The following is a 19732-nucleotide window of genomic DNA, read 5'->3' as shown; positions in this document are numbered from 1 at the left end:
AGCGTAGTCTGCTGGCATCGCTGCCCGTCCGATCACGGAGGTGTGTTCGGTGACCCAGCCGCTCGGCTATTACACCGCCGACGAGGTGCGCCTCGCCGAGGCCGAACTGTTCACCAGAGTTCCCGACGGAGTGCCCATGCGCCGCGCCGCGTACGGGCTGGCCACGGTGGCCGCGGCCGAATTGCGCGCGCGCAGCGGCGGGGTCGCGGGACGGACGGTGGCGCTGCTGGTGGGTTCGGGTGACAACGGCGGTGACGCGCTGTGGGCGGGGGTGACGTTACGGCGGCGGGGTGTCGCGGTGACCGCGGTACTGCTGAATCCGGCACGCGCGCATGCGGCCGGGCTGACCGCGCTGCGCCGCGCCCGCGGACGGGTGTGCGCCGATCCGGTTGCGGCGGTGCGGGAAATCGCCGGCGCCGATCTGGTGATCGACGGGATCGTCGGTATCTCCGGCCACGGCCCGCTGCGCCCGGACGCGGCGAGAATCGTTGCGAATGTGGAAGTCCCGATTATCGCGGCCGATCTGCCCAGTGGTGTCGACCCGGATACCGGTGCGGTGTCCGGGCCCGCGGTCCGGGCGGCGGTCACCGTCACCTTCGGCGCCCGTAAACCGGTACACGCGCTGGCTGCGGACCGGTGCGGCCGGATCGAACTGGTACCCATCGGTTTACGGCTGCCCGAACCCGGCCTGGCGGCATTGGATCCCGCTGCGGTGGGCGCGGCCTGGCCGGTGCCGGGAGCCGCGGACGACAAATACACGCAAGGGGTCACCGGGGTGCAGGCCGGGAGCGCGACCTACCCTGGCGCGGCCGTGCTCTGTACGGGCGCGGCGGTGGCCGCGACCTCCGGGATGGTGCGCTACGTGGGTTCCGCCGCGTCCGCGGTGCTCGCGCAGTATCCGGAGGTGATCGCGGTCTGCGATCCGGCGGACGCGGGCCGGGTGCAGTCCTGGGTCTTCGGGCCGGGCTCCGGGACCGACGGCGCCGCCCGCGACCGTCTCGCCGAGATCCTGGCCACCGACCTCCCCGTCGTGGTCGATGCCGACGGGCTGACCTTGCTGGCAGGTGAACCGGAGCTGGTCCGGGGTCGCCGGGCCCCCACTGTGCTGACCCCGCACGCCGGTGAGTTCCGCCGGCTCACCGGTGCGGAGCCGGCACCCGACCGGGTGGCCGCGGTTCGGGAGCTCGCCGAATCGTGGCAGGTCACGGTGCTGCTGAAAGGCCGGGCGACGCTGGTCGCCGCCCCCGGCCGGCAGGTGCTGGTCAACGAGGCCGGTGGTTCCTGGGCCGCGACCGCCGGTGCCGGCGACGTGCTCTCCGGGGTGATCGGGGCGCTGCTCGCCGCGGGCCGCGATCCGGTCTCGGCCGCGGCCGCCGCGGCCCGCGTGCACGCACTCGCCGCGGGGCTCGCCGCCCATGACACCCCCGGCGGGACCGCCGCCCCCGTCTCGGCCACGCCGCTGCTGCGGCATATCCCCGCCGCCATCGCGACACTGCGGGCGCTGTCCGCCTGAGGTACGCACCGCCTGGGCCCGCGGGTGACCGCCGTCGCGCCCGCGTGCCCCGGGATGGCAGTATCGGCAGGTGTGAACGGTCAAGTGGAAGCAGTCGTCGACCTGGACGCCATCGCACACAATGTCGGAGTACTGCGTGCGCACGCAGGCGACGCCGCGGTGATGGTGGTCGTCAAGGCGGACGGCTACAACCACGGCGCCGTCGAGGTCGCCCGGGCGGCGCTGGCCGCGGGCGCGGCCGAACTAGGGGTCACTACGGTCGCCGAGGCGGTCACGCTACGCGAGGCCGGAATCGAGGCGCCGATCCTGTGCTGGCTCAATATCTGTGACGCGGATTACGCCGCGGCTGTCGCCGCCGATATCGAAATCGGCATCTCCTCGGCGGAGCAGTTGGATGCCGTCGCCGCGGCCGCCCGTGAACTGGGTGAACAGGCTGTCGTAAGTCTCAAGGTCGACACCGGGCTCAATCGGAACGGGATCGAGCAGGGGGTCTATCCCGTGGTTCTCGCGGCCCTGCGGAAACTCGTCGACGAGGGGGTGGTGCGCTTCCGGGCCATCTTCTCCCATCTCGCGCACGCCGACGAGCCCTATCACCCGACCATCGACCTGCAACGCGACCGGTTCCTCGACGCCATCGCGGCGGCCAAGGAATACGGCCTGGAACCCGAACTCGTGCACCTGGCCAATTCCGCGGCCACACTGACCCGGCCCGACCTGGCCTTCGATATGGTCCGCCCCGGTATCGCCGTGTACGGGCTTACCCCGGTCCCCGATATCGGCGAATTCGAGCTGCGGCCCGCGATGACCTTCCAGGCCGAAGTGGCGCTGGTCAAACACGTGCCGAAGGGTGAAGGGGTGTCCTACGGGCACGAATGGATCGCCCCGGCCGACACCACCGTCGCGTTGATCCCCGCCGGATACGCCGACGGCGTATTCCGTCCCCTGGGTGGGCGGATGCAGGTGTGGGTCGGCGGACGCAACCGTCCCAATCGCGGCCGGGTGTGCATGGACCAGCTGGTGGTGGATCTGGGTGCCAATGCCGAGGGCGTGGCCGAAGGCGATACCGCGATCTTGTTCGGCCCGGGTTCCCGCGGTGAGCCGCGGGCCCAGGATTGGGCCGATCTGCTCGGCACGATCCACTACGAAGTGGTGTGTGCGCCCCGTGGCCGGGTACACCGGCGGTATCGAGGGGGTACCAGATGAAACGAGGAACGACCCTGTTGCGTGGTGGGCTGGCCACCGCCGGGGTGGTCGGCGCGATGGCCGGTGTACACGCGCTGCGCCGGGCCGGCGCGAGAGTACTGTGGCCGCCCGTTCGCGACGAGTACCGGGACGAGAATTTCGCCCTGATCGATCTCGACCGTGCCGGTGAGGTGATCGCCGACGACGGTGTGTGCCTGGCCACCCGGGAGTGGGGTTCCGGCGACGCCGACGCCACAGTCGTTTTCGTGCACGGTTTCTGCAACAGCATGGAATCGTTCCATTTCCAGCGTCGCCACCTGGCGCAGCGCTGGGGTTCGCGGGTACGGCTGGTGCTGTTCGATCTACGCGGCCACGGCCGCTCGGGAACACCGGAAACCGACAGCTGTACGGTGTCCCAGCTCGGCCGCGACCTGCTCACGGTGATCGACGCCCGCGCGCCACGCGGGCCGTTGATCCTGGTCGGGCATTCGCTGGGCGGGATGGCGGTACTCGCCGCAGCCGCCCATGCCGGCGGTCTCTTCGCACAGCGGGTGCGCGGTGTCGCATTGCTGTCCACCGCGGCCGCCGAGGTCGCCTCCTCCGGTATCGGGCAGTTGCTGCGCAATCCCGCGATCGACGGATTCCGGCTGGCCGTGCATACCGCTCCGGCGCTGGTACAGGCCGGACGGGCCACCGCCCGCCACGTGATCACCCCGATCCTGCACGTGAGTTCCTTCCACGGAGCGGTCAGTCCGACGCTGTCGCGGTTCACCACCATGATGATCGACCGCACCCCGGTGGAAACCGTGGTGAAGTTCCTGAAGGCCATCGAGCTACACGACGAGGCGGCGGCCCTGCCGGTGTTGCGCGATACTCCGACGCTGGTCCTCGGCGGCACCCGGGACCTGGTCATTCCATTCCGCAATTCCCGTGTGCTGGCACGCGAATTGGCCGATTGCGAACTCGTCCGGCTTCCCGAGGCGGCACATATGCCGCAGTTGCAGTACCCGGAGGAGACCAATGCCGCGCTGGACCGGCTGCTGATGCGTGCTGGTGTGGTCGACGAGGACGACCGGTGGGAGGCCACCGGTGGCTGACCGCGGTGAACGCCTGCTGCCGGAGGTCACCGATACCGAGGCGCTCGGACGGGAACTGGCCGTCGGGCTGCGAGCGGGTGATCTGGTGGTGCTCGACGGACCTTTGGGTGCCGGTAAAACGGCTCTGACCCGTGGAATCGCGGCCGGTCTCGGGGTCGGCGGGCGGGTGAGTTCGCCGACCTTCGTCATCGCGCGCCGTCATCCGGCGGGCGAACGCGCCGACGGCCCGCCGGTGGCGCTGGTCCATGTCGACGCCTACCGGCTCGGCGGTAGCCTCGACGAACTCGACGCCCTCGATCTGGACACCGAACTCGACGACGCGGTCGTGGTGGTCGAGTGGGGCAGTGGAATGGCGGAGCGGTTGACCGGCCGGCATCTGCTGGTGCGAATGTCACGGGAGCCGGAATCCGAAGTCCGCACGGCATCTTGGGAGTGGGTGCACACCGGGGCGGCGCACTAGACCGCACGAGATCGGCAACCCGGCTGCTGGGGCGCCGTGCGCCACCGCCGTGTGAAGCGGGTCACCCGGTATCGTTGACCAGACCATGCTTGCACTTGCTGTCGACACCGCGACGCCCGCCGTCACGGCGGGCCTCGTCGAACTGGAGCAGGCGGCCGCCGGTGCGAACATCTCGGACGCCGCCCCACGTATTCTCGCCGCCCGGGTACTCGTCGACGCCCGCGCGCACGCCGAGGCGCTCACCCCGCAGATCCTGGAATGCCTGGCCGAAGCCGGGGTGTCGCGCGCCGAGATCGGGGCGGTCGTCACCGGGATCGGCCCGGGGCCGTTCACCGGGCTGCGGGTCGGGATGGCCACCGCCGCCGCGTTCGGTGATGCGCTGGGCATCCCGGTGCACGGTGTGTGCAGTCTGGACGCCGTCGCCGTCGAATGCGCGCCCGAACTGGGGCCCGACGACGAACTGCTGGTGGTCACCGATGCGCGCCGCCGTGAGGTCTACGCCGCGCGCTATCGCGACCGCGGCCGCATCCGGGTCGCCGGACCCGAGGTGTGCGAACCCGGCGACCTGCCGGTGGCCGGTGCGACCAAGATCGCCGGATCGGCCGCGCACACCGCGCTCTTCGCACTTCCCGCGCTGTCCGTGCAGACACCTTCGCCGGCGGCGCTCGTGCAGGTGGCGGCGGGCGCGCTGTGGTCGGGCGTGACCCCCGAACCGCTGATCCCGCTGTATTTGCGCCGCCCCGACGCGGTCGAACGCAGCTACCGCACTCTCGACCGGATGGGAGCGTGACAATGGGAGTTCGTACCACGGGAATTCGTATCGAACCCATGGAGCCGACCGATATCGCGGGCTGCGTGGAACTGGAACAGTTGCTGTTCCCGGAAGACGATCCGTGGCAGGCCGTGGCATTCCGCTCCGAGCTGGCCGCGGGATACAACCGCTATATCACCGCCCGCGACGATGCCGGGAATATGGTGGGTTACGCGGGAATCGCGCTGCTCGGTGACGCCGAGCACCCGGAGGCCGAGGTGCACACCATCGGGGTGGACCCGGCCTGTCACCGTGCCGGTATCGGCACGCTGCTGCTGGAGGCGCTGCTCACCGAGGCCGGGCGGCGAGGAGGGCCGGTGTTCCTCGAGGTGCGCACCGACAACACCGCCGCGATCTCCATGTACGCCAAGCACGGCTTTCACATCATCGGTCTACGCAAGAACTACTACCACCCCAGCGGCGCGGACGCGTACACCATGCGCCGTCCGGCCCTGGAGGACGTCCCGGTGGTCTTCGGTGCCCGGACCCCGGACGGGGTGCTGTCGTGATCGTCATGGGCATCGAGAGCTCCTGTGACGAGACGGGGGTGGGCATCGTGCGCCGTCGTCCCGACGGCAGCTGTGAACTCCTGGCCGACGAGGTCGCCTCGAGTGTGGCCGAGCACGCTCGTTTCGGCGGTGTGGTGCCCGAGATCGCCTCGCGGGCCCATCTCGAGGCGATCGTGCCCGCCATGCGGCGCGCTCTGGCCGCGGCCGGGATCGCCGCCCCCGATGCCTTGGCGGTGACGATCGGTCCGGGTTTGGCGGGAGCGCTGCTGGTGGGTGTCGCGGCCGCCAAAGCCTATGCGGCGGCCTGGGATATCCCATTCTACGCGCTGAACCATCTCGGCGGGCATGTGGCGGTGGACACTCTCGAACACGGTCCGATGCCGCCGAGTGTGGCGCTGCTGGTCTCCGGCGGTCATACCCATCTACTACATGTCGAGGATCTGTCGAAGCCGCTGATCGAATTGGGCAGCACGGTCGACGATGCCGCCGGTGAGGCGTTCGACAAGGTCGCTCGGCTACTGGGTCTCGGCTATCCGGGAGGTCCCGCGCTGGACGCGGCCGCGGTCACCGGTGACCCGGCGGCGATCGCCTTCCCGCGGGGTATGACCGGACCGCGGGACCCGCGCTACGACTTCTCGTTCTCCGGATTGAAGACCGCGGTCGCGCGCTATGTGGAAGCGCGGGCCCGCCAGGGCGTCGAACCGGAACAGCTGCCGATTCCCGATATCGCGGCCTCCTTCCAGGAGGCGGTCGCCGATGTGCTCACCATGAAGGCGGTGCGCGCGGCGCAGGACGTGGGCGTGGACACCCTGGTACTGGGTGGCGGCGCGACCGCCAATACGCGGATCCGCTCGCTGGCCGAGGAACGGTGCGCGGCGGCCGGATTGACGCTACGAATCCCGAAACCCCGGCTCTGCACCGATAACGGCGTGATGATCGCGGCGCTGGGCGCGCATGTGATCGGCGGCGGCGCGGCACCGTCACCGCTGTCGGTGGCCTCCGATCCCGGGCTGCCCGTCTCGGTCAGCCAGGTGGGCTGACCCGGCCACCGGCCCGCCCCGGTAACCACGACCGACGGCCGAGGTGAATGGGAGCCTGCCGGCAGGCCGCGCCGAGGACGTTACCGCGACGACGGACCGCGACCCCACGCTCTTCTCGGTACGTTCGTATCCCGCGGTCCATCCCAATGCCGTCGGCGAGCGCGCCGGTGCCACGCAGAGACCGTCGGCTTCCGGAAGGACACCCCGTCGTACGTATCGGGGACCACTTGCCGCCTTGCCGGGCTCTGCCCGGGGCGTCGGTCAGGCCGGTGCTCTCGCGTACCTGTGGGCACTGTGCCGCCGTGGACGGCTATCCCGCCGAACCCGAATTGGGCAATCGAGGGGGTTGTGGCGGTGGAACCTCCAGGGTCGTCTGGGTTTGGCGCGATCCGGAGGGCGGCGGCACGTCCGAGGTGGACGGCTGATCCGTCGGCAATTCCTCCGGGGAGGACTGGGGGATCGGCGTGCCCGGGCCGATTCCCTCCGGGAACGGGATATGGGGCAGGTTCGGATCCGGCCGCAGGGTGGGCGGGGACGGCGCGGTGCTCGGCGTGGTACTCGGAGACGGTTCGCCCGAGGTGGAGGGGATCTCGTTCGTCGACGGGTATTCGCCCGTGCCTGGGTCGCCGGTCACCGGGGGCTCGGCGAACGTCGTATTCGGCTCACCGGCGCCGGCGGGCTCCTCGACGGGCTGGGGAATCTCCTCGGTCGTATCGGGGACCACAGTGGTGGTCGTCGGCGCGATGGTGGCGGTGGTCGGCAGCTGGGCGCTGCTGGTGGTACCGGCGGGGGAGACCTCTTCGTCCGAACTCGGGGCCATGGTGTTCACCCCGTACCCGACGATCAACCCCACCACAACGATGGCGCCGGCCACCGTCCCGAATGCCTTGAGCAGGGTGTTGCCGGACTTGTCCGATGTCAGCGCGCCGATCGGCGCGCTGGAGCGGGCGGTATCGGCGAGTAGCGCAGCGCCTTTGGCGATCACCGCGTCCGGGTCCGGCACCGTGAGCACCGGAAGCCCGAGTTCACCGCGCAGGGTTTCCAGTACCGCCGGGATATTCCCGCCGCCACCGATCACCACCACCGCTTCCGGGGCGCGGTCGGCCAAGCCGAAGGTCATCGCCGCGAACCGCGTCATCTCGCGCCACACGCCGGCGGTGAGCGATTCGAAATCGGCGCGGGTGAGTTTGAGCGGTTTGCCCGCGATGTGGTCGATGGTGACGGCCTGGGTCACCGACAGGTGTTCCTTGGCGGTGCGGGCACGGTTCACCAGGACACTGCGATTGGGCCGGGTACCGCGCCGGGCGTAGTGCTGATCGACCAGATGCCGGTACAGCAGATCGTCGATCGCGCGGCCGCTGACCGCGGTGGACCGCGCGGTGTGGAGCACGGCGCCGTCGGCCGGGTCGGCCACCGAGACGGTACAGCCGGAGGCGCCCAGGTCCACTACGGCCACCGTGCCGTAGCGGTCCAGCAGGCCGGTGTCGCGTAGGAAGGTGAGCGCCGCGGTGGTCTCCGGAACCAGTTGCGGTTCGCGCTGTTTGCCGGTGGCGAGCCGGATCGCGTGCGCCTGCTCCTTGCTCCGGTAGGCGACCGCGACACCGGTGGGCGGGCGGTCGGCCATCACGTCGAGCCCGGAGGCCTGGGGCGCGGGCAGCTGGGTGCCGAAAACCGCCTCGTGGGAATGGCTCGCCGGCAGCTGAGTGGTCATCAGCTCGATGGAGGAGGCGACCAGATCCCCCAGATCGGAATGCGCGTCCGCGGAGACCACCCGGTAGTCGAAGGTGCGGGCGCCGTTGGCCGCGGTGGTGACCAGGGCGGAGCACACCACCTCGTTCCCGGCGGAGATGCCGAGCGATGTGCGCATACTCTCTTCACCTCCCTTCGAGTGGACGCGGCGGCCGTGCCGGATGGTGAGGTCCGGACATGCCTAAAGGTGTTCGCGAAACCGCCGTCGTCTGCGGTGAACGGTGGCTTCGCGAACAACCATCACACATGGTGTCACGATCTGTTATCCGAACGTTACAGAGTCGGAGAATTATTGGGAAGCCCTCTTTCCCTTTGGTCTACCCGGCTTTCGTGCTCCTAACCCCGGCGACCAGCGGGCGCGGCGGATGGCGTCTTGGTGACAGCGAGACCGAATCGTTTCCGATCGATACCGCATTGGCAGCGCCTGCCCTTGAGCGCTGGCACTCTCATGTATAGAGTGCTAGTCGGCACCGATCGTTGCCCGGTGCCAGGCTTGACTACTGAGCAGGCGGTCCCGGCACCCGCGACGACGGGGCTGTGCGCAGGGTCAGCATCGTGACCGAATCGATGGTCCGGGACAACAGTTCCGGACGACCGTTATCCCCTGAAAGTGGAGGGCTCAACGTGGCGAGCGTGAACATCAAGCCGCTCGAGGACAAGATCCTCGTCCAGGCCAACGAGGCCGAGACGACGACCGCCTCCGGCCTGGTCATTCCCGATACGGCCAAGGAGAAGCCGCAGGAGGGCACCGTTGTCGCCGTCGGCCCCGGCCGCTGGGACGACGAAGGTGAGAAGCGCATCCCGCTGGATGTCCAGGAGGGCGACACCGTCATCTACAGCAAGTACGGCGGTACCGAGATCAAGTACCAGGGTGAGGAATACCTGATCCTGTCCGCGCGCGACGTGCTGGCTGTCGTCGGCAAGTAATTCGACTGCCGCGCATGCGTTCCGCCCCGGTGTCGAATATCCGACCCGGGGCGGAGTGCGTTGTGCCACACATTCGAAGCGCACCAGATACAGGAGCGAAGACATATGGCAAAGCAGATCCAGTTCGACGAGCAGGCTCGCCGGGCACTGGAGCGCGGTGTCGACAAGCTCGCCGATGCGGTCAAGGTCACTCTCGGCCCGCGGGGCCGGCATGTGGTGCTGGCCAAATCGTTCGGCGGCCCCACCGTCACCAACGACGGTGTCACCATCGCGCGTGATATCGATCTCGAGGACCCGTTCGAGAATCTCGGCGCCCAGCTGGTCAAGAGCGTCGCCACCAAGACCAACGATGTCGCCGGTGACGGCACCACCACCGCGACCGTGCTGGCCCAGGCCCTGGTGCGCGGCGGACTGAAGAACATCGCGGCGGGCGCCAACCCGATCGCGATCGGCGCGGGCCTGGCCAAGGCCGCCGACGCGGTATCGGAGGCCCTGCTGGCCGCGGCCACCCCGGTCAGCGGTGAACAGGCCATCGCCCAGGTCGCCACCGTCTCCTCGCGGGACGAGGTCATCGGCGAAATGGTCGGCAAGGCGCTGACCACGGTCGGCAAGGACGGCGTGGTCACCGTCGAGGAATCCTCGACCCTGCAGACCGAACTCGTGGTCACCGAGGGCGTGCAGTTCGACAAGGGCTACCTGTCGCCGTATTTCATCACCGACGGCGACAGCCAGGAAGCCGTGCTGGAGGACACGCTGGTGCTGCTGCACCGCGAGAAGATCAGCTCGCTGCCGGACCTGCTGCCGCTGCTGGAGAAGATCGCCGAATCCGGTAAGCCGGTCCTGATCATCGCCGAGGACGTCGAGGGCGAGGCGCTGTCCACCCTGGTGGTCAACTCGATCCGTAAGACCCTCAAGGCCGTAGCGGTCAAGGCGCCGTTCTTCGGAGACCGCCGCAAGGCGTTCCTCGACGATCTGGCCGTGGTCACCGCGGGCACGGTCGTCAATCCGGACCTGGGCATCAACCTGCGCGACTCCGGTCTGGACGTGCTGGGTTCGGCGCGGCGCGTGGTGGTCACCAAGGACACCACCACCATCATCGACGGCGCGGGCAGCGGCGACGATATCGCCGCCCGCAGCGCCCAGCTGCGCCGCGAGATCGAGGCCACCGATTCCGACTGGGATCGGGAGAAGCTGGAAGAGCGGCTGGCCAAACTGGCCGGTGGTGTCGCGGTCATCCAGGTCGGCGCGGCCACCGAGACCGCGCTCAAGGAGCGCAAGTACCGGGTCGAGGACGCGGTCAGCGCGGCCAAGGCCGCCGTCGAGGAGGGTATCGTCCCGGGCGGTGGTACCGCGCTGGTCCAGGCGGGCACCAAGCTCGACGGACTGATCTCCGGCCTGTCCGGGGACGAGGCCATCGGTGCGGAGGTGCTGCGCGGCGCGCTGCGGGCCCCGCTGTACTGGATCGCCACCAACGCCGGTGTCGATGGTGCCGTCGTCGTCAGCAAGGTCGGCGAGGGCAAGGAAGGCTTCAACGCCGCCACCCTCACCTACGGCGATCTGCTGACCGACGGCGTCGTGGACCCGGTCAAGGTGACCCGGTCGGCCGTGATCAACGCGGCGTCGGTGGCGCGGATGGTGCTGACCACCGAGAGCGCCGTGGTGGACAAGCCCGTCGAGGCGGAAGACGACCACGGGCACGGTCACGCCCACTGATCGCAGTCCGGTCCGCCGGTTCCCGCCCCGGTGGGAACCGGCCGCCGAACCGGAACGGGCCGTTCACATCCGCTGTGGAATGTGAACGGCCCGTTCTCGTATCGGTCGCCGATCGCCCAGGGAGGCCGGCCCTCCCATGCTCTTCTTCAGCCTCATCAGACCGTCGCGGATACGGGATTTGACGGTCGGTAGCCCGATATCCAGGTGCCGGGCCACCTCGGCGTAGGTCCGGCCGTCGTAATAGGCGAGTGAGATCGCCTCGCGCTGCGTCTCGGTCAGAGCGCGTAGGCCGACGACCACCGCCTGGTGGTCGAGTTTGCGCTCGACCTCCTCGATGACCTCGTCGTACTCGTGCCCGAGGACCCGGGCGCCGTAGGCGATCTCGCGCTGGGTGTGCGCCTGCTCGGCGCGCACCCGGTCGACCGCGCGGCGATGGGCCAGCGTCATCAGCCAGGTCACCGCCGAGCCGCGCGCCGGATCGAAACTCGCCGCCGTGCGCCAAGTTTGCAGGTAGACCTCTTGGGTGGTCTCCTCGGCGAACCCGGAATCCTGGAGGACACGCAACACCAGACCGAAGACCCGGGTGCGGGTCCGGTCATAGAGTTCGGCGAAAGCCTCGGCATCCGAGTGGCCGCAGCGCTGCAAGAGCGCTGAGAGCTCGATACTCTCCTGTGTCATCGGTCATAACAATAACCACAAGCTATAACCGAGAGCGTATGCGGCCCCGTGGAACACGCGGTGTCGCGCCGACGGAATCCGGCGCGGAGCCGCTACCTGCGACGACCCATCAAACCGCCATCCGGCGCCGGTTGCGCCGGGCGTGCATCTCCCGTTCGGTTTCCGACATTCCGCCCCAGATTCCGTAGGGCTCACTGACCTTCAGCGCGTGCGAACGGCACTGCATGAGCACGGGGCAGGACCGGCAGATCTCCTTCGCGCGCAACTCGCGTGCCGCCCGTGCTCTGCCGCGTTCACCATCGGGATGGAAGAACACCGCCGAGTCCACACCCCGGCAGGAACCGCGCATCTGCCAGTCCCAGACATCGGCGTTCGGTCCGGGAAGGTGGGTGGGCATGGGCATGGGGGAACTCCTCGTAGACGCGAGCTCGTCGGCATTGTCGAGCGAGTGATGAATACAGCTTTCCGGCGGTGCCCGGCGTTCGGCGAGCGCGCGGGGCCACATGCGTCGGCCGATGTGCACCGCTGCCGTCGGCATCCGTTGCGTTTTCGCCCGGCGCCGTCCGTGGCGATGAGTTACGTTAGGGGCACCGAGGAAATTCCGTCAACAGTTTGGCGCCCTGAATTATCGGCTCTTTTGCGCGCTGAATTTAACCTCGTAGGCTGTTTACTTTCGCTAATCGCCCGGCGATACTGTGAGGTTGGCTTGTTGCCGGCCCGCTCCGCGTGTCCGTGCTGGTCGGTGTATCCGCAGGTGGGCGCGACTCTTTCGGGGATTCTCGATAGGTCCGGACCGAATTCTGCCCCGCGGGCCGGCTCGGTGGGTTAAGGTGCCCAGATCTCGATACGATCACAGATGGCCGATGGGGAGCTGTGAGGTTAATTAAGCGAAACGTCCTCGAATTCGATGCGCGATCGCTCATGGATTGATGGGCGAGATTAACCTGATGGAAACACTGCTCGTTCGGATTAATGCTGAAAGATAGCTGTACCGCCGAAATCCGCGGCGTCCCGTCCGTTCCGTCCGGCGGCGGATCCGGTGCTCGGTACAGTGCGTCGATGGTCGTCCCCGGCACCCGCCCCGAATCCGATTCCCGCTCAGCCGCCGACGCCGCGTTCGGCGCGCGGACGGGTCGTACCGCTGCCGAGTTGCCGGAACCGGCGGATCCCCTCGAAATGTGGTGGCGAGCGGTCGCTCTGGGTGGCGCGGGCCACTACGCCGCCGCCCATACCGCGCTGCGCCGCCTGTCCGCGGCGACCGTCGATCCGGTGTTGCTCTCACTCGCCGCGTCGACGCAGGGGTCGCTATTGCGTCAGCTCGGCTGGCACCGGCGGGCCGCCGAGTGCGACGGCCGGGCCGCCGCGCTCGTTCTTCCGGCGCTGGCCACCCTTCCGGCCGCGTCACCGCCGACGGTATCGGCGGCCGTCCGGGGATCCGGCCCGGATCCCCGGACTGCGCCTCCCGGCGGAGCCGCGGCGGCGCTGGGCGACTACGGCCGCCGGCCCGATTCGATCGATGCCGTGGCCGACGCGCTGATCGGTCTGGCGGCCGACGCCCTGGGCGTGGGCCGGACTGCCCTGTCCACCCGGCTGCTGGACCGCTGCGTCGCCCTGCTGGAGCGCCCGGCGCCCGAATGCGGTGCGCGCGCTGTCGGCGCGCCCGCGCGGGCGCGGGGCCGGGTGCGGCTGCACTGGGTTCGCGCGGAAACCGCGCTGGCCGACGGTCTCGGCGCACCGGCGCTCGCGGCGGCGGAGGCCGCGCTCGCGCTGGCCGAACAGGGACCCTCGGTCCGGCATCGGATCAAATCGCGATTGCTGGTCGCCGCGGCCGCGAGTGCCACCGGGCAGACGGCCCGCGCCGTCGCGCTGGCGGACCGTATCGATGAGGAATGCCGTGTCTCCGGCTCGGTTCCCCTGCGCTGGGCGTGCGCCATGCTGCGCGGCGGCCTGGCCGCCGAACCCGGCGACCGCGACACGGCGGTCGCCGACGCGGCCGCGTGTCGGGCACTCATCTCCCGGCGTGGCGGGCGATTTCGCGATGGGCGTGGGTAACCCGAGTTCTACCGTCTCGACCCGTACCGCCGCCGGTGTCCTATTGTGGACCCGTTCCGCTGGACCGGCGGAAGCACCGGTCATCACCGACCGTGCCACTTTGTAACGCCAGGAATTCCGCTGACGATGACGCACACGGGCGAAGAGTTGGACCGCGCCGTCGCCGCCGCTGCGCAGGGCGACAGGTCTGCTTTAGCTCAGGTACTGGAAATGGTCCGCCCGCTGGTGATGCGCTATTGCCGCGCGCGGGTCGGTGTCGCGGAGCGTGGACAACTCTCCGCGGACGATGTCGCGCAGGAGGTCTGTCTAGCGGTCATGACCGCGCTACCCAGGTATCAGGACCAGGGTAGACCCTTCATGGCCTTCGTATACGGAATCGCATCCCACAAGGTTGCCGACGCCCATCGCAACGCCTCCCGTAACAAGGCGGAGGCGATGGCCGAAGTACCAGATGTCATATCCACCGACCACGGCCCGGAGCAACGAGCTCTCGAATCGGAAACGAGCCGGCAGATGAACGCCCTGCTGGCCACCCTTCCGGAGAAACATCGAGAGATCTTGATCCTGCGCCTGGTCATGGGTCTGTCGGCAGAAGAAACCGCAACCGCCGTGGGCAGTACGGCGGGCGCGATTCGGGTAGCCCAGCACAGGGCGCTCGCAAAATTGAAGGCACAAGTGGCGAGGGCAGGTGAAATGTATGGCTAGGGATGGCGGGCGCGGTCGGGGCGACAAATGGGCGCGGCGTGCATCGCGGAACACCGATCCCTACGCCGAGGGCTCCGGTACCGGATCCGAACCGGTGGATATCGTCGCGGTTCGTCGTGATGACGAACTGATCGACGCGATCGCCCGTGGCGGACCCGTCCCCACCGAGAGCACCGAGGAACTCCAGCTGGCGACATTGCTGGCGGATTGGCGGGCCGAGATCGTGGCACCGCCGCTACCCGACGCGCCCGACCTCGATACCGTGGTCGCGGCCGTCAATCAGGAGATCGGTGCCCGGCAGGCGCGGATCGGCGCGCAATCGGGAGGCCGCCTGCGGCTGCTCCGCCCGATCGCGACCACCGCTGCCGCGCTGGCGCTCGTATTCGGTGGGCTCTCCGCGTTCTCGTATCAGGCCGAACCCGGCGACGCGCTGTGGCGCGTCAAAGAGGTGGTGTTCAGCGAACAGGCCCAGAGCACCGTCGTGCAGTACGCCGGTGACGATCTGGCCGCCGCGCAGACCCTGCTCGAACAGGGCAAGCCGGACGAGGCACGGGAACGGCTTGAGCAGGCCTCGGCCAGTACGACCCAGGTCGACGACCCGACCAAGCGCAACGAACTGGTCGAACGCTGGAATCAGCTGTTCGAGGCGGTCCGGAAAGTGATACCGCCGGACGTCGCCGCGCACCTGCAACAGATCGCTCCCACGCCCGATCCGAGCGCACCGGTGCCGCCGCCTCCCGGTGGGACCACGGAACGACCGGGTAGCACGGTGACCACCACACCGGGACCGGGCAAAGAAACGCCGTCCGACCGGCCGAGCGGCCCCGGCGGCGGTGACAAGCCGGGCGCTCCGGACGTCCACGCGCCCGATCGTCCGGACACCCAGGCACCCGGCACCCACACTCCGGACACCCCGGCACCGGAAACGCATGCCCCCGATATCGCCCCGGACGGCACCACCGTCCCGGGCGTTCCGGGCACCACCACTCCGAACGGACCAGGTGTGGACTCGGTGGAGCCCACTCAGGCGCCGCCGTCCACGATCAGCACGCCCGGCCCGGCCGAGCCGTCCACCCCGCCGGTCCCGCAGACCGTCGTGCCGGCCCCGTCGGTTCCCCAGCAGGCTCCGACCACGTTGCCGTTGCCGCTGCCGGGAGGCGCCACCAACTGAACGCCGACACACCGATGGCCATCCACCTGGAGAGGTGGATGGCCATCGGTGTGTTCGGGCCACAGTCGGTGTGAGTGCCGGGGAACCGGACGTAGCCATGAAAAGTCGATCGGCCGCCTGGTGCGACCGATCCTGCCGGGCGGGCCGGCTACTCCGAGTCAGCTGTCGAAGGCGTCGAACCCGTCGCCGTGGAAGGCCTCGTTCATCGAGGCATCCGCGTATCCGCGACAGTAATCCCAGGTGACGTAGGCTTCCGGAGTCGGGTCGTAGGCGGGCTCATGCGGGCGGACCGTGCCGTCGACGAGGAGCTGTAATAGATTCGCGCGCAGCATGTCCCAGTCGTGATAGTGATCCTGCCGACAGTCCTCGCAGCTCACCACCAACCCGCGGATACCGCGGTGCGCCAGTAGCGCTTCGTAGACTGCGAGATCGGCGAGATCCTCCTCGACCGCAAGGCGCTCGTGAGGATCCAGCGGCTCCCCCGGCTCGATGGCATCGAGCGCGGCGGACGGGTCGGCGGGGTCTCCGGCGAACGGATCCGGCGGCAAGCCAGGTGGTAGATGGTCACGCACATCCCCACGGTACGCAGAACAGGGTGGTCTGCGCCAGCCGTCCGCGCCGCCAGTTTCGCCGATGCCCTCAGTTGATCCGCGGTCCAGGGGGACCGATACCATGGTGACACGGCGCCGACGAGTACCGATAACCCGGCCACCACCGGCCAGAACCGAACCGGTGCCGTAGTCCAATCCCAGTAACAGTTCGCTATCGGGTCGCCGCACCCCGGTAGCTCTGCCGACGTCCAGGAGGGGTCGATCCGAATGAGTAATCCCGTACCGGGCGAGCGCACCGTAGTCCGCCCTCATACGGGTGGTGACGATCCGAACAAGATCGCCATGCTCGGCCTCACCTTCGACGATGTACTGCTGCTCCCCGCCGCTTCGGATCTGATCCCCAGCTCGGTCGAGACATCCAGTCAGCTGACCCGGGAAGTCCGCCTGCGGACCCCGCTGGTGAGCTCCGCCATGGACACCGTCACCGAAGCCCGGATGGCCATCGCCATGGCCCGGGCCGGCGGTATGGGTGTTCTGCATCGCAATCTGTCGGTCGCCGACCAGGCGAGCCAGGTGGAAACCGTCAAACGTTCCGAAGCGGGGATGGTCACCGATCCGGTGACCTGCCGCCCGACCGACACCCTCGCCGAGGTCGACGCCATGTGCGCCCGGTTCCGGATCTCGGGGCTGCCGGTGGTGGACGAGACCGGCGCGCTGGTGGGCATCATCACCAACCGGGATATGCGCTTCGAGGTCGACCAGAACCGGCGCGTCGCCGATGTGATGACCAAGGTACCGCTCATCACCGCCCAGGAGGGTGTCACCGCCGAGGCCGCGCTCGGCCTGCTGCGCCGGCACAAGGTGGAGAAGCTGCCGATCGTGGACGGCGAGGGCCGGCTGCGCGGGCTCATCACCGTGAAGGATTTCGTCAAGACCGATCAGTTCCCCGATGCCACCAAGGACCGCGACGGCCGGCTGCTGGTGGGTGCCGCGGTCGGTGTCGGAGACGACGCCTGGTCGCGTGCCATGACCCTGGCCGACGCCGGCGCCGATGTCCTCGTGGTCGATACCGCGCACGGTCACCAGCGTCAGGTGCTCAGCATGGTGAGCAAGGTGAAGGCCGAGGTCGGTGACCGTATCCAGGTCGTGGGTGGCAATATCGCTACCCGGGCCGGTGCCGCGGCACTGGTCGAAGCGGGCGCCGACGCGGTGAAGGTCGGCGTCGGACCGGGCTCCATCTGCACCACCCGCGTGGTCGCCGGTGTCGGTGCCCCGCAGATCACCGCCATCCTCGAAGCCGTCTCCGTCTGCAAACCGGCCGGGGTCCCGGTCATCGCGGACGGTGGTATCCAGTTCTCCGGTGATATCGCCAAGGCCCTCGCCGCGGGTGCCTCCACCGTGATGCTCGGCTCGCTGCTGGCCGGTACCGCCGAATCCCCGGGCGAGCTGATCCTCGTCGGCGGTAAACAGTTCAAGAGCTACCGCGGCATGGGCTCGCTGGGCGCCATGCAAGGTCGCGGACAGGCGAAATCCTTCTCCAAGGACCGCTACTTCCAGGACGACGTCCTGGCCGAGGACAAACTCGTCCCGGAGGGCATCGAAGGACGGGTGCCCTTCCGCGGCCCGGTCAACCAGGTGATCCATCAGCTGGTCGGGGGCCTGCGTGCGGCGATGGGCTACACCGGTGCCCAGTCGATCACCGATCTGCAGGAAGCGCAGTTCGTACAGATCACCGCCGCGGGGCTGAAGGAAAGCCACCCGCACGACATCACGATGACCGTCGAGGCTCCCAACTACACCGGTAGGTGAGGGCGGGGCCGGGGCCGCGCGCCGGCGCCTCGGGCGCCGGCGTATACCGCCCCGGCCTCAACCGGTTTCTCCGAAGGGGCAGGCGTACGACCTGCGCCGAGTTCGAGGAAGCACCGGAGAGGCGAGCCCCGTCCCGCTCGACCGAAGGCGCCGAACGGTCATATCCGTGCACGGCCGTCCGTACATCGCATGCGACGTGCGGAAGGCCGTTCGCGGGATTGCCGGCTGTTGAGCACCCTCGGCCATAGGGAACCTACTCGGGCCGGGGGCGAGTCCCGGGGCCTGAACGGCGGGACCGCGGGCGACTCGGCCCCCGCGCGCCGCAGGCGGAGCGGACAACACTGTAAGGTCTACGTGTAATTACGCGGTTCACCAGGTGAAACCATGACATCGGCGCCTCGTTTCCCGAGGCCCACACCGGGTCGCTGCCCGTTCCGCGTTTTCGCTCTCGAAACGTAGGCGCGGCAGGCGTGGTCTCGCGAGCGGGGAACGTGGGGCGAGGGGGCCGAGAACCCACGCGCGGCAGCGCGCCACCGACACAGGAGTTATTTTCGTGCGCGATATGGTCGAGATCGGAATGGGTAGGACGGCTCGCCGGACCTACGAACTGGACGATGTCGATATCGTTCCGTCGCGCCGGACCCGTTCGGCGAGCCAGGTGTCGCTGGCCTGGCAGCTCGACGCGTACCGGTTCGATATCCCGTTCCTCACCCACCCCACCGACGCCCTGGTCTCCCCGGAATTCGCCATCGAGATGGGTCGGCGCGGTGGACTGGGCGTCATCAACGGCGAGGGCCTGTGGGCGCGGCACGCGGATGTGGCCGCCAAGATCGAGCAGCTACTGGAGCTCGCGGACAAGGGGAGCTATCAGCGGGCCGTGGCCTTCCTCCAGGAACTGCACGCCGCCCCCATGCAACCCGACCTCCTGGCCGCCGCGGTGGCGCAGGTCCGGGCGGGCGGGGTCACCGTCGCGGTGCGGGTCAGCCCGCAGAACGCCCAGAGCCTGACCCCGGGTCTGCTGCAGGCCGGAATCGACCTCCTGGTCGTGCAGGGCACCATCATCTCCGCCGAACACGTCGGTGACGGCGAACCGCTGAACCTGAAAACGTTCATCGCCGAACTCGATGTGCCGGTGGTGGCCGGCGGGGTGAGCGATCACCGCACCGCGCTGCACCTCATGCGGACCGGTGCCGCGGGCGTGATCGTCGGTTACGGCTCGCAGGAGGGCGCGACCACCACGGGCGAGGTCCTGGGAATCGGGGTGCCGATGGCCACCGCCATCGCCGATGCGGCCGCGGCCCGCCGGGACTATCTCGACGAAACCGGTGGCCGCTACGTGCACGTCATCGCCGACGGCGATATCCACACCTCCGGCGATCTGGCCAAGGCCATCGCCTGCGGTGCGGACGCCGCCATGCTCGGCGCGCCGCTGGCGCTGGCCACCGAGGCTCCGGGGCGGGGCTGGTACTGGCCGTCCGCGGCCGCTCACCCGTCGGTGCCGCGCGGCTCGTTGCTGTCGCTGGACGAACCGTGGGACCTCGCCGACGAGCTGCTCAGTGGCCACACGGCCCGCCCCGCCTCGGTGCGGCCCAGCCTCGAACAGGTTCTCACCGGGCCTTCCGACGATCCGTTCGGCTCGCTCAACCTGGTCGGCGGCCTGCGCCGGTCCATGGCCAAGGCCGGTTACTCCGATCTCAAGGAGTTCCAGAAGGTCGGGTTGAGCGTCCGCGCCTGAGCGGTGCGTCTCGGGCTTCGAGCGGGGCGG

Annotated in this window: 18 protein-coding genes; 14 read left to right on the top strand and 4 right to left on the bottom strand. The window is 69.1% G+C overall.

What is annotated here, in order from left to right; translation table 11 throughout:
* The first annotated feature begins 49 nt into the window (after window positions 1-49).
* The 7 genes from ACQPYS_RS25195 (at window position 50) to tsaD (ending at window position 6612) form a co-directional block, all read left to right on the top strand.
* The gene (locus tag ACQPYS_RS25195) at window positions 50-1513 is read left to right on the top strand and encodes an NAD(P)H-hydrate dehydratase (protein ID WP_433490992.1); all 1464 of its coding nucleotides are present in this window, start codon (window positions 50-52) and stop codon (window positions 1511-1513) included.
* A gap of 12 nt (window positions 1514-1525) precedes the next feature.
* Window positions 1526-2716 (top strand): alanine racemase, encoded by a 1191-nt coding sequence (gene alr / locus ACQPYS_RS25190; protein ID WP_433493127.1) that lies wholly within the window; start codon window positions 1526-1528, stop codon window positions 2714-2716.
* On the top strand, window positions 2713-3792 hold the full coding sequence (locus tag ACQPYS_RS25185) for an alpha/beta fold hydrolase (protein ID WP_431940148.1): 1080 nt from the start codon (window positions 2713-2715) through the stop codon (window positions 3790-3792). Before alr ends, ACQPYS_RS25185 begins: the two co-directional genes overlap by 4 nt.
* A complete protein-coding gene (tsaE, locus tag ACQPYS_RS25180; protein WP_063037175.1) occupies window positions 3785-4252 on the top strand; it encodes a tRNA (adenosine(37)-N6)-threonylcarbamoyltransferase complex ATPase subunit type 1 TsaE in 468 nt (155 codons plus the stop codon). Before ACQPYS_RS25185 ends, tsaE begins: the two co-directional genes overlap by 8 nt.
* 85 nt (window positions 4253-4337) lie before the next feature.
* The gene (tsaB, locus tag ACQPYS_RS25175; protein ID WP_433490991.1) at window positions 4338-5042 is read left to right on the top strand and encodes a tRNA (adenosine(37)-N6)-threonylcarbamoyltransferase complex dimerization subunit type 1 TsaB; all 705 of its coding nucleotides are present in this window, start codon (window positions 4338-4340) and stop codon (window positions 5040-5042) included.
* Window positions 5043-5044: 2 nt separating this feature from the next.
* Window positions 5045-5572 carry a ribosomal protein S18-alanine N-acetyltransferase gene (gene rimI / locus ACQPYS_RS25170; protein WP_431940150.1) on the top strand — a complete coding sequence of 176 codons (528 nt, stop codon included), beginning with the start codon at window positions 5045-5047 and terminating at the stop codon, window positions 5570-5572.
* The gene (gene tsaD / locus ACQPYS_RS25165) at window positions 5569-6612 is read left to right on the top strand and encodes a tRNA (adenosine(37)-N6)-threonylcarbamoyltransferase complex transferase subunit TsaD (protein WP_063037181.1); all 1044 of its coding nucleotides are present in this window, start codon (window positions 5569-5571) and stop codon (window positions 6610-6612) included. The genes rimI and tsaD overlap by 4 nt, the downstream gene beginning before the upstream one ends.
* Before the next feature lie 310 nt (window positions 6613-6922).
* On the opposite strand, the gene ACQPYS_RS25160 is transcribed toward tsaD, so the two are convergent.
* A complete protein-coding gene (locus ACQPYS_RS25160; RefSeq protein WP_433490990.1) occupies window positions 6923-8479 on the bottom strand; it encodes an Hsp70 family protein in 1557 nt (518 codons plus the stop codon).
* Between the two features lie 506 nt (window positions 8480-8985).
* On the opposite strand from ACQPYS_RS25160, the gene groES reads away from it, so the two are divergent.
* The gene (groES, locus tag ACQPYS_RS25155) at window positions 8986-9288 is read left to right on the top strand and encodes a co-chaperone GroES (protein WP_030522227.1); all 303 of its coding nucleotides are present in this window, start codon (window positions 8986-8988) and stop codon (window positions 9286-9288) included.
* Between the two features lie 105 nt (window positions 9289-9393).
* Window positions 9394-11001, top strand: a complete 1608-nt coding sequence (groL, locus tag ACQPYS_RS25150) for a chaperonin GroEL (RefSeq protein WP_063037185.1) — start codon at window positions 9394-9396, stop codon at window positions 10999-11001.
* Window positions 11002-11064: 63 nt separating this feature from the next.
* Here groL and sigK read toward each other — a convergent pair whose 3' ends face one another.
* Complete coding sequence (gene sigK, locus ACQPYS_RS25145) at window positions 11065-11679, bottom strand: ECF RNA polymerase sigma factor SigK (RefSeq protein ID WP_084481048.1); 615 nt, start codon at window positions 11677-11679, stop codon at window positions 11065-11067.
* Window positions 11680-11788: 109 nt separating this feature from the next.
* A complete protein-coding gene (locus ACQPYS_RS25140) occupies window positions 11789-12082 on the bottom strand; it encodes a WhiB family transcriptional regulator (protein WP_030522224.1) in 294 nt (97 codons plus the stop codon).
* Between the two features lie 656 nt (window positions 12083-12738).
* Between ACQPYS_RS25140 and ACQPYS_RS25135 the strand changes: the two genes are divergently transcribed.
* From ACQPYS_RS25135 to ACQPYS_RS25125, 3 genes are all read left to right on the top strand, one after another.
* Complete coding sequence (locus ACQPYS_RS25135) at window positions 12739-13731, top strand: hypothetical protein (RefSeq protein ID WP_433490989.1); 993 nt, start codon at window positions 12739-12741, stop codon at window positions 13729-13731.
* A 126-nt stretch (window positions 13732-13857) separates the two neighbouring features.
* Entirely contained in the window at window positions 13858-14436 is a 579-nt protein-coding gene (locus ACQPYS_RS25130; protein WP_063037189.1) for a sigma-70 family RNA polymerase sigma factor, read from the top strand.
* On the top strand, window positions 14429-15607 hold the full coding sequence (locus tag ACQPYS_RS25125; RefSeq protein ID WP_433490988.1) for an anti-sigma-D factor RsdA: 1179 nt from the start codon (window positions 14429-14431) through the stop codon (window positions 15605-15607). The genes ACQPYS_RS25130 and ACQPYS_RS25125 overlap by 8 nt, the downstream gene beginning before the upstream one ends.
* A 158-nt stretch (window positions 15608-15765) precedes the next feature.
* Here the strand turns inward: ACQPYS_RS25125 and ACQPYS_RS25120 are convergent, their stop codons facing one another.
* Window positions 15766-16179 (bottom strand): DUF5319 domain-containing protein, encoded by a 414-nt coding sequence (locus ACQPYS_RS25120; protein WP_030522220.1) that lies wholly within the window; start codon window positions 16177-16179, stop codon window positions 15766-15768.
* Window positions 16180-16425: 246 nt separating this feature from the next.
* Between ACQPYS_RS25120 and guaB the strand changes: the two genes are divergently transcribed.
* Both guaB and ACQPYS_RS25110 read left to right on the top strand, forming a co-directional pair.
* Window positions 16426-17967 carry an IMP dehydrogenase gene (guaB, locus tag ACQPYS_RS25115; RefSeq protein ID WP_433490987.1) on the top strand — a complete coding sequence of 514 codons (1542 nt, stop codon included), beginning with the start codon at window positions 16426-16428 and terminating at the stop codon, window positions 17965-17967.
* Between the two features lie 553 nt (window positions 17968-18520).
* A complete protein-coding gene (locus tag ACQPYS_RS25110; protein ID WP_433490986.1) occupies window positions 18521-19702 on the top strand; it encodes a GuaB3 family IMP dehydrogenase-related protein in 1182 nt (393 codons plus the stop codon).
* The last annotated feature ends 30 nt before the right edge of the window (window positions 19703-19732 follow it).

Source organism: Nocardia grenadensis, assembly GCF_050942415.1.
GTDB lineage: Bacteria > Actinomycetota > Actinomycetes > Mycobacteriales > Mycobacteriaceae > Nocardia > Nocardia grenadensis.
Note: the sequence above shows the minus strand (reverse complement) of the source record. Positions and strands in the feature narration are given on the sequence as shown.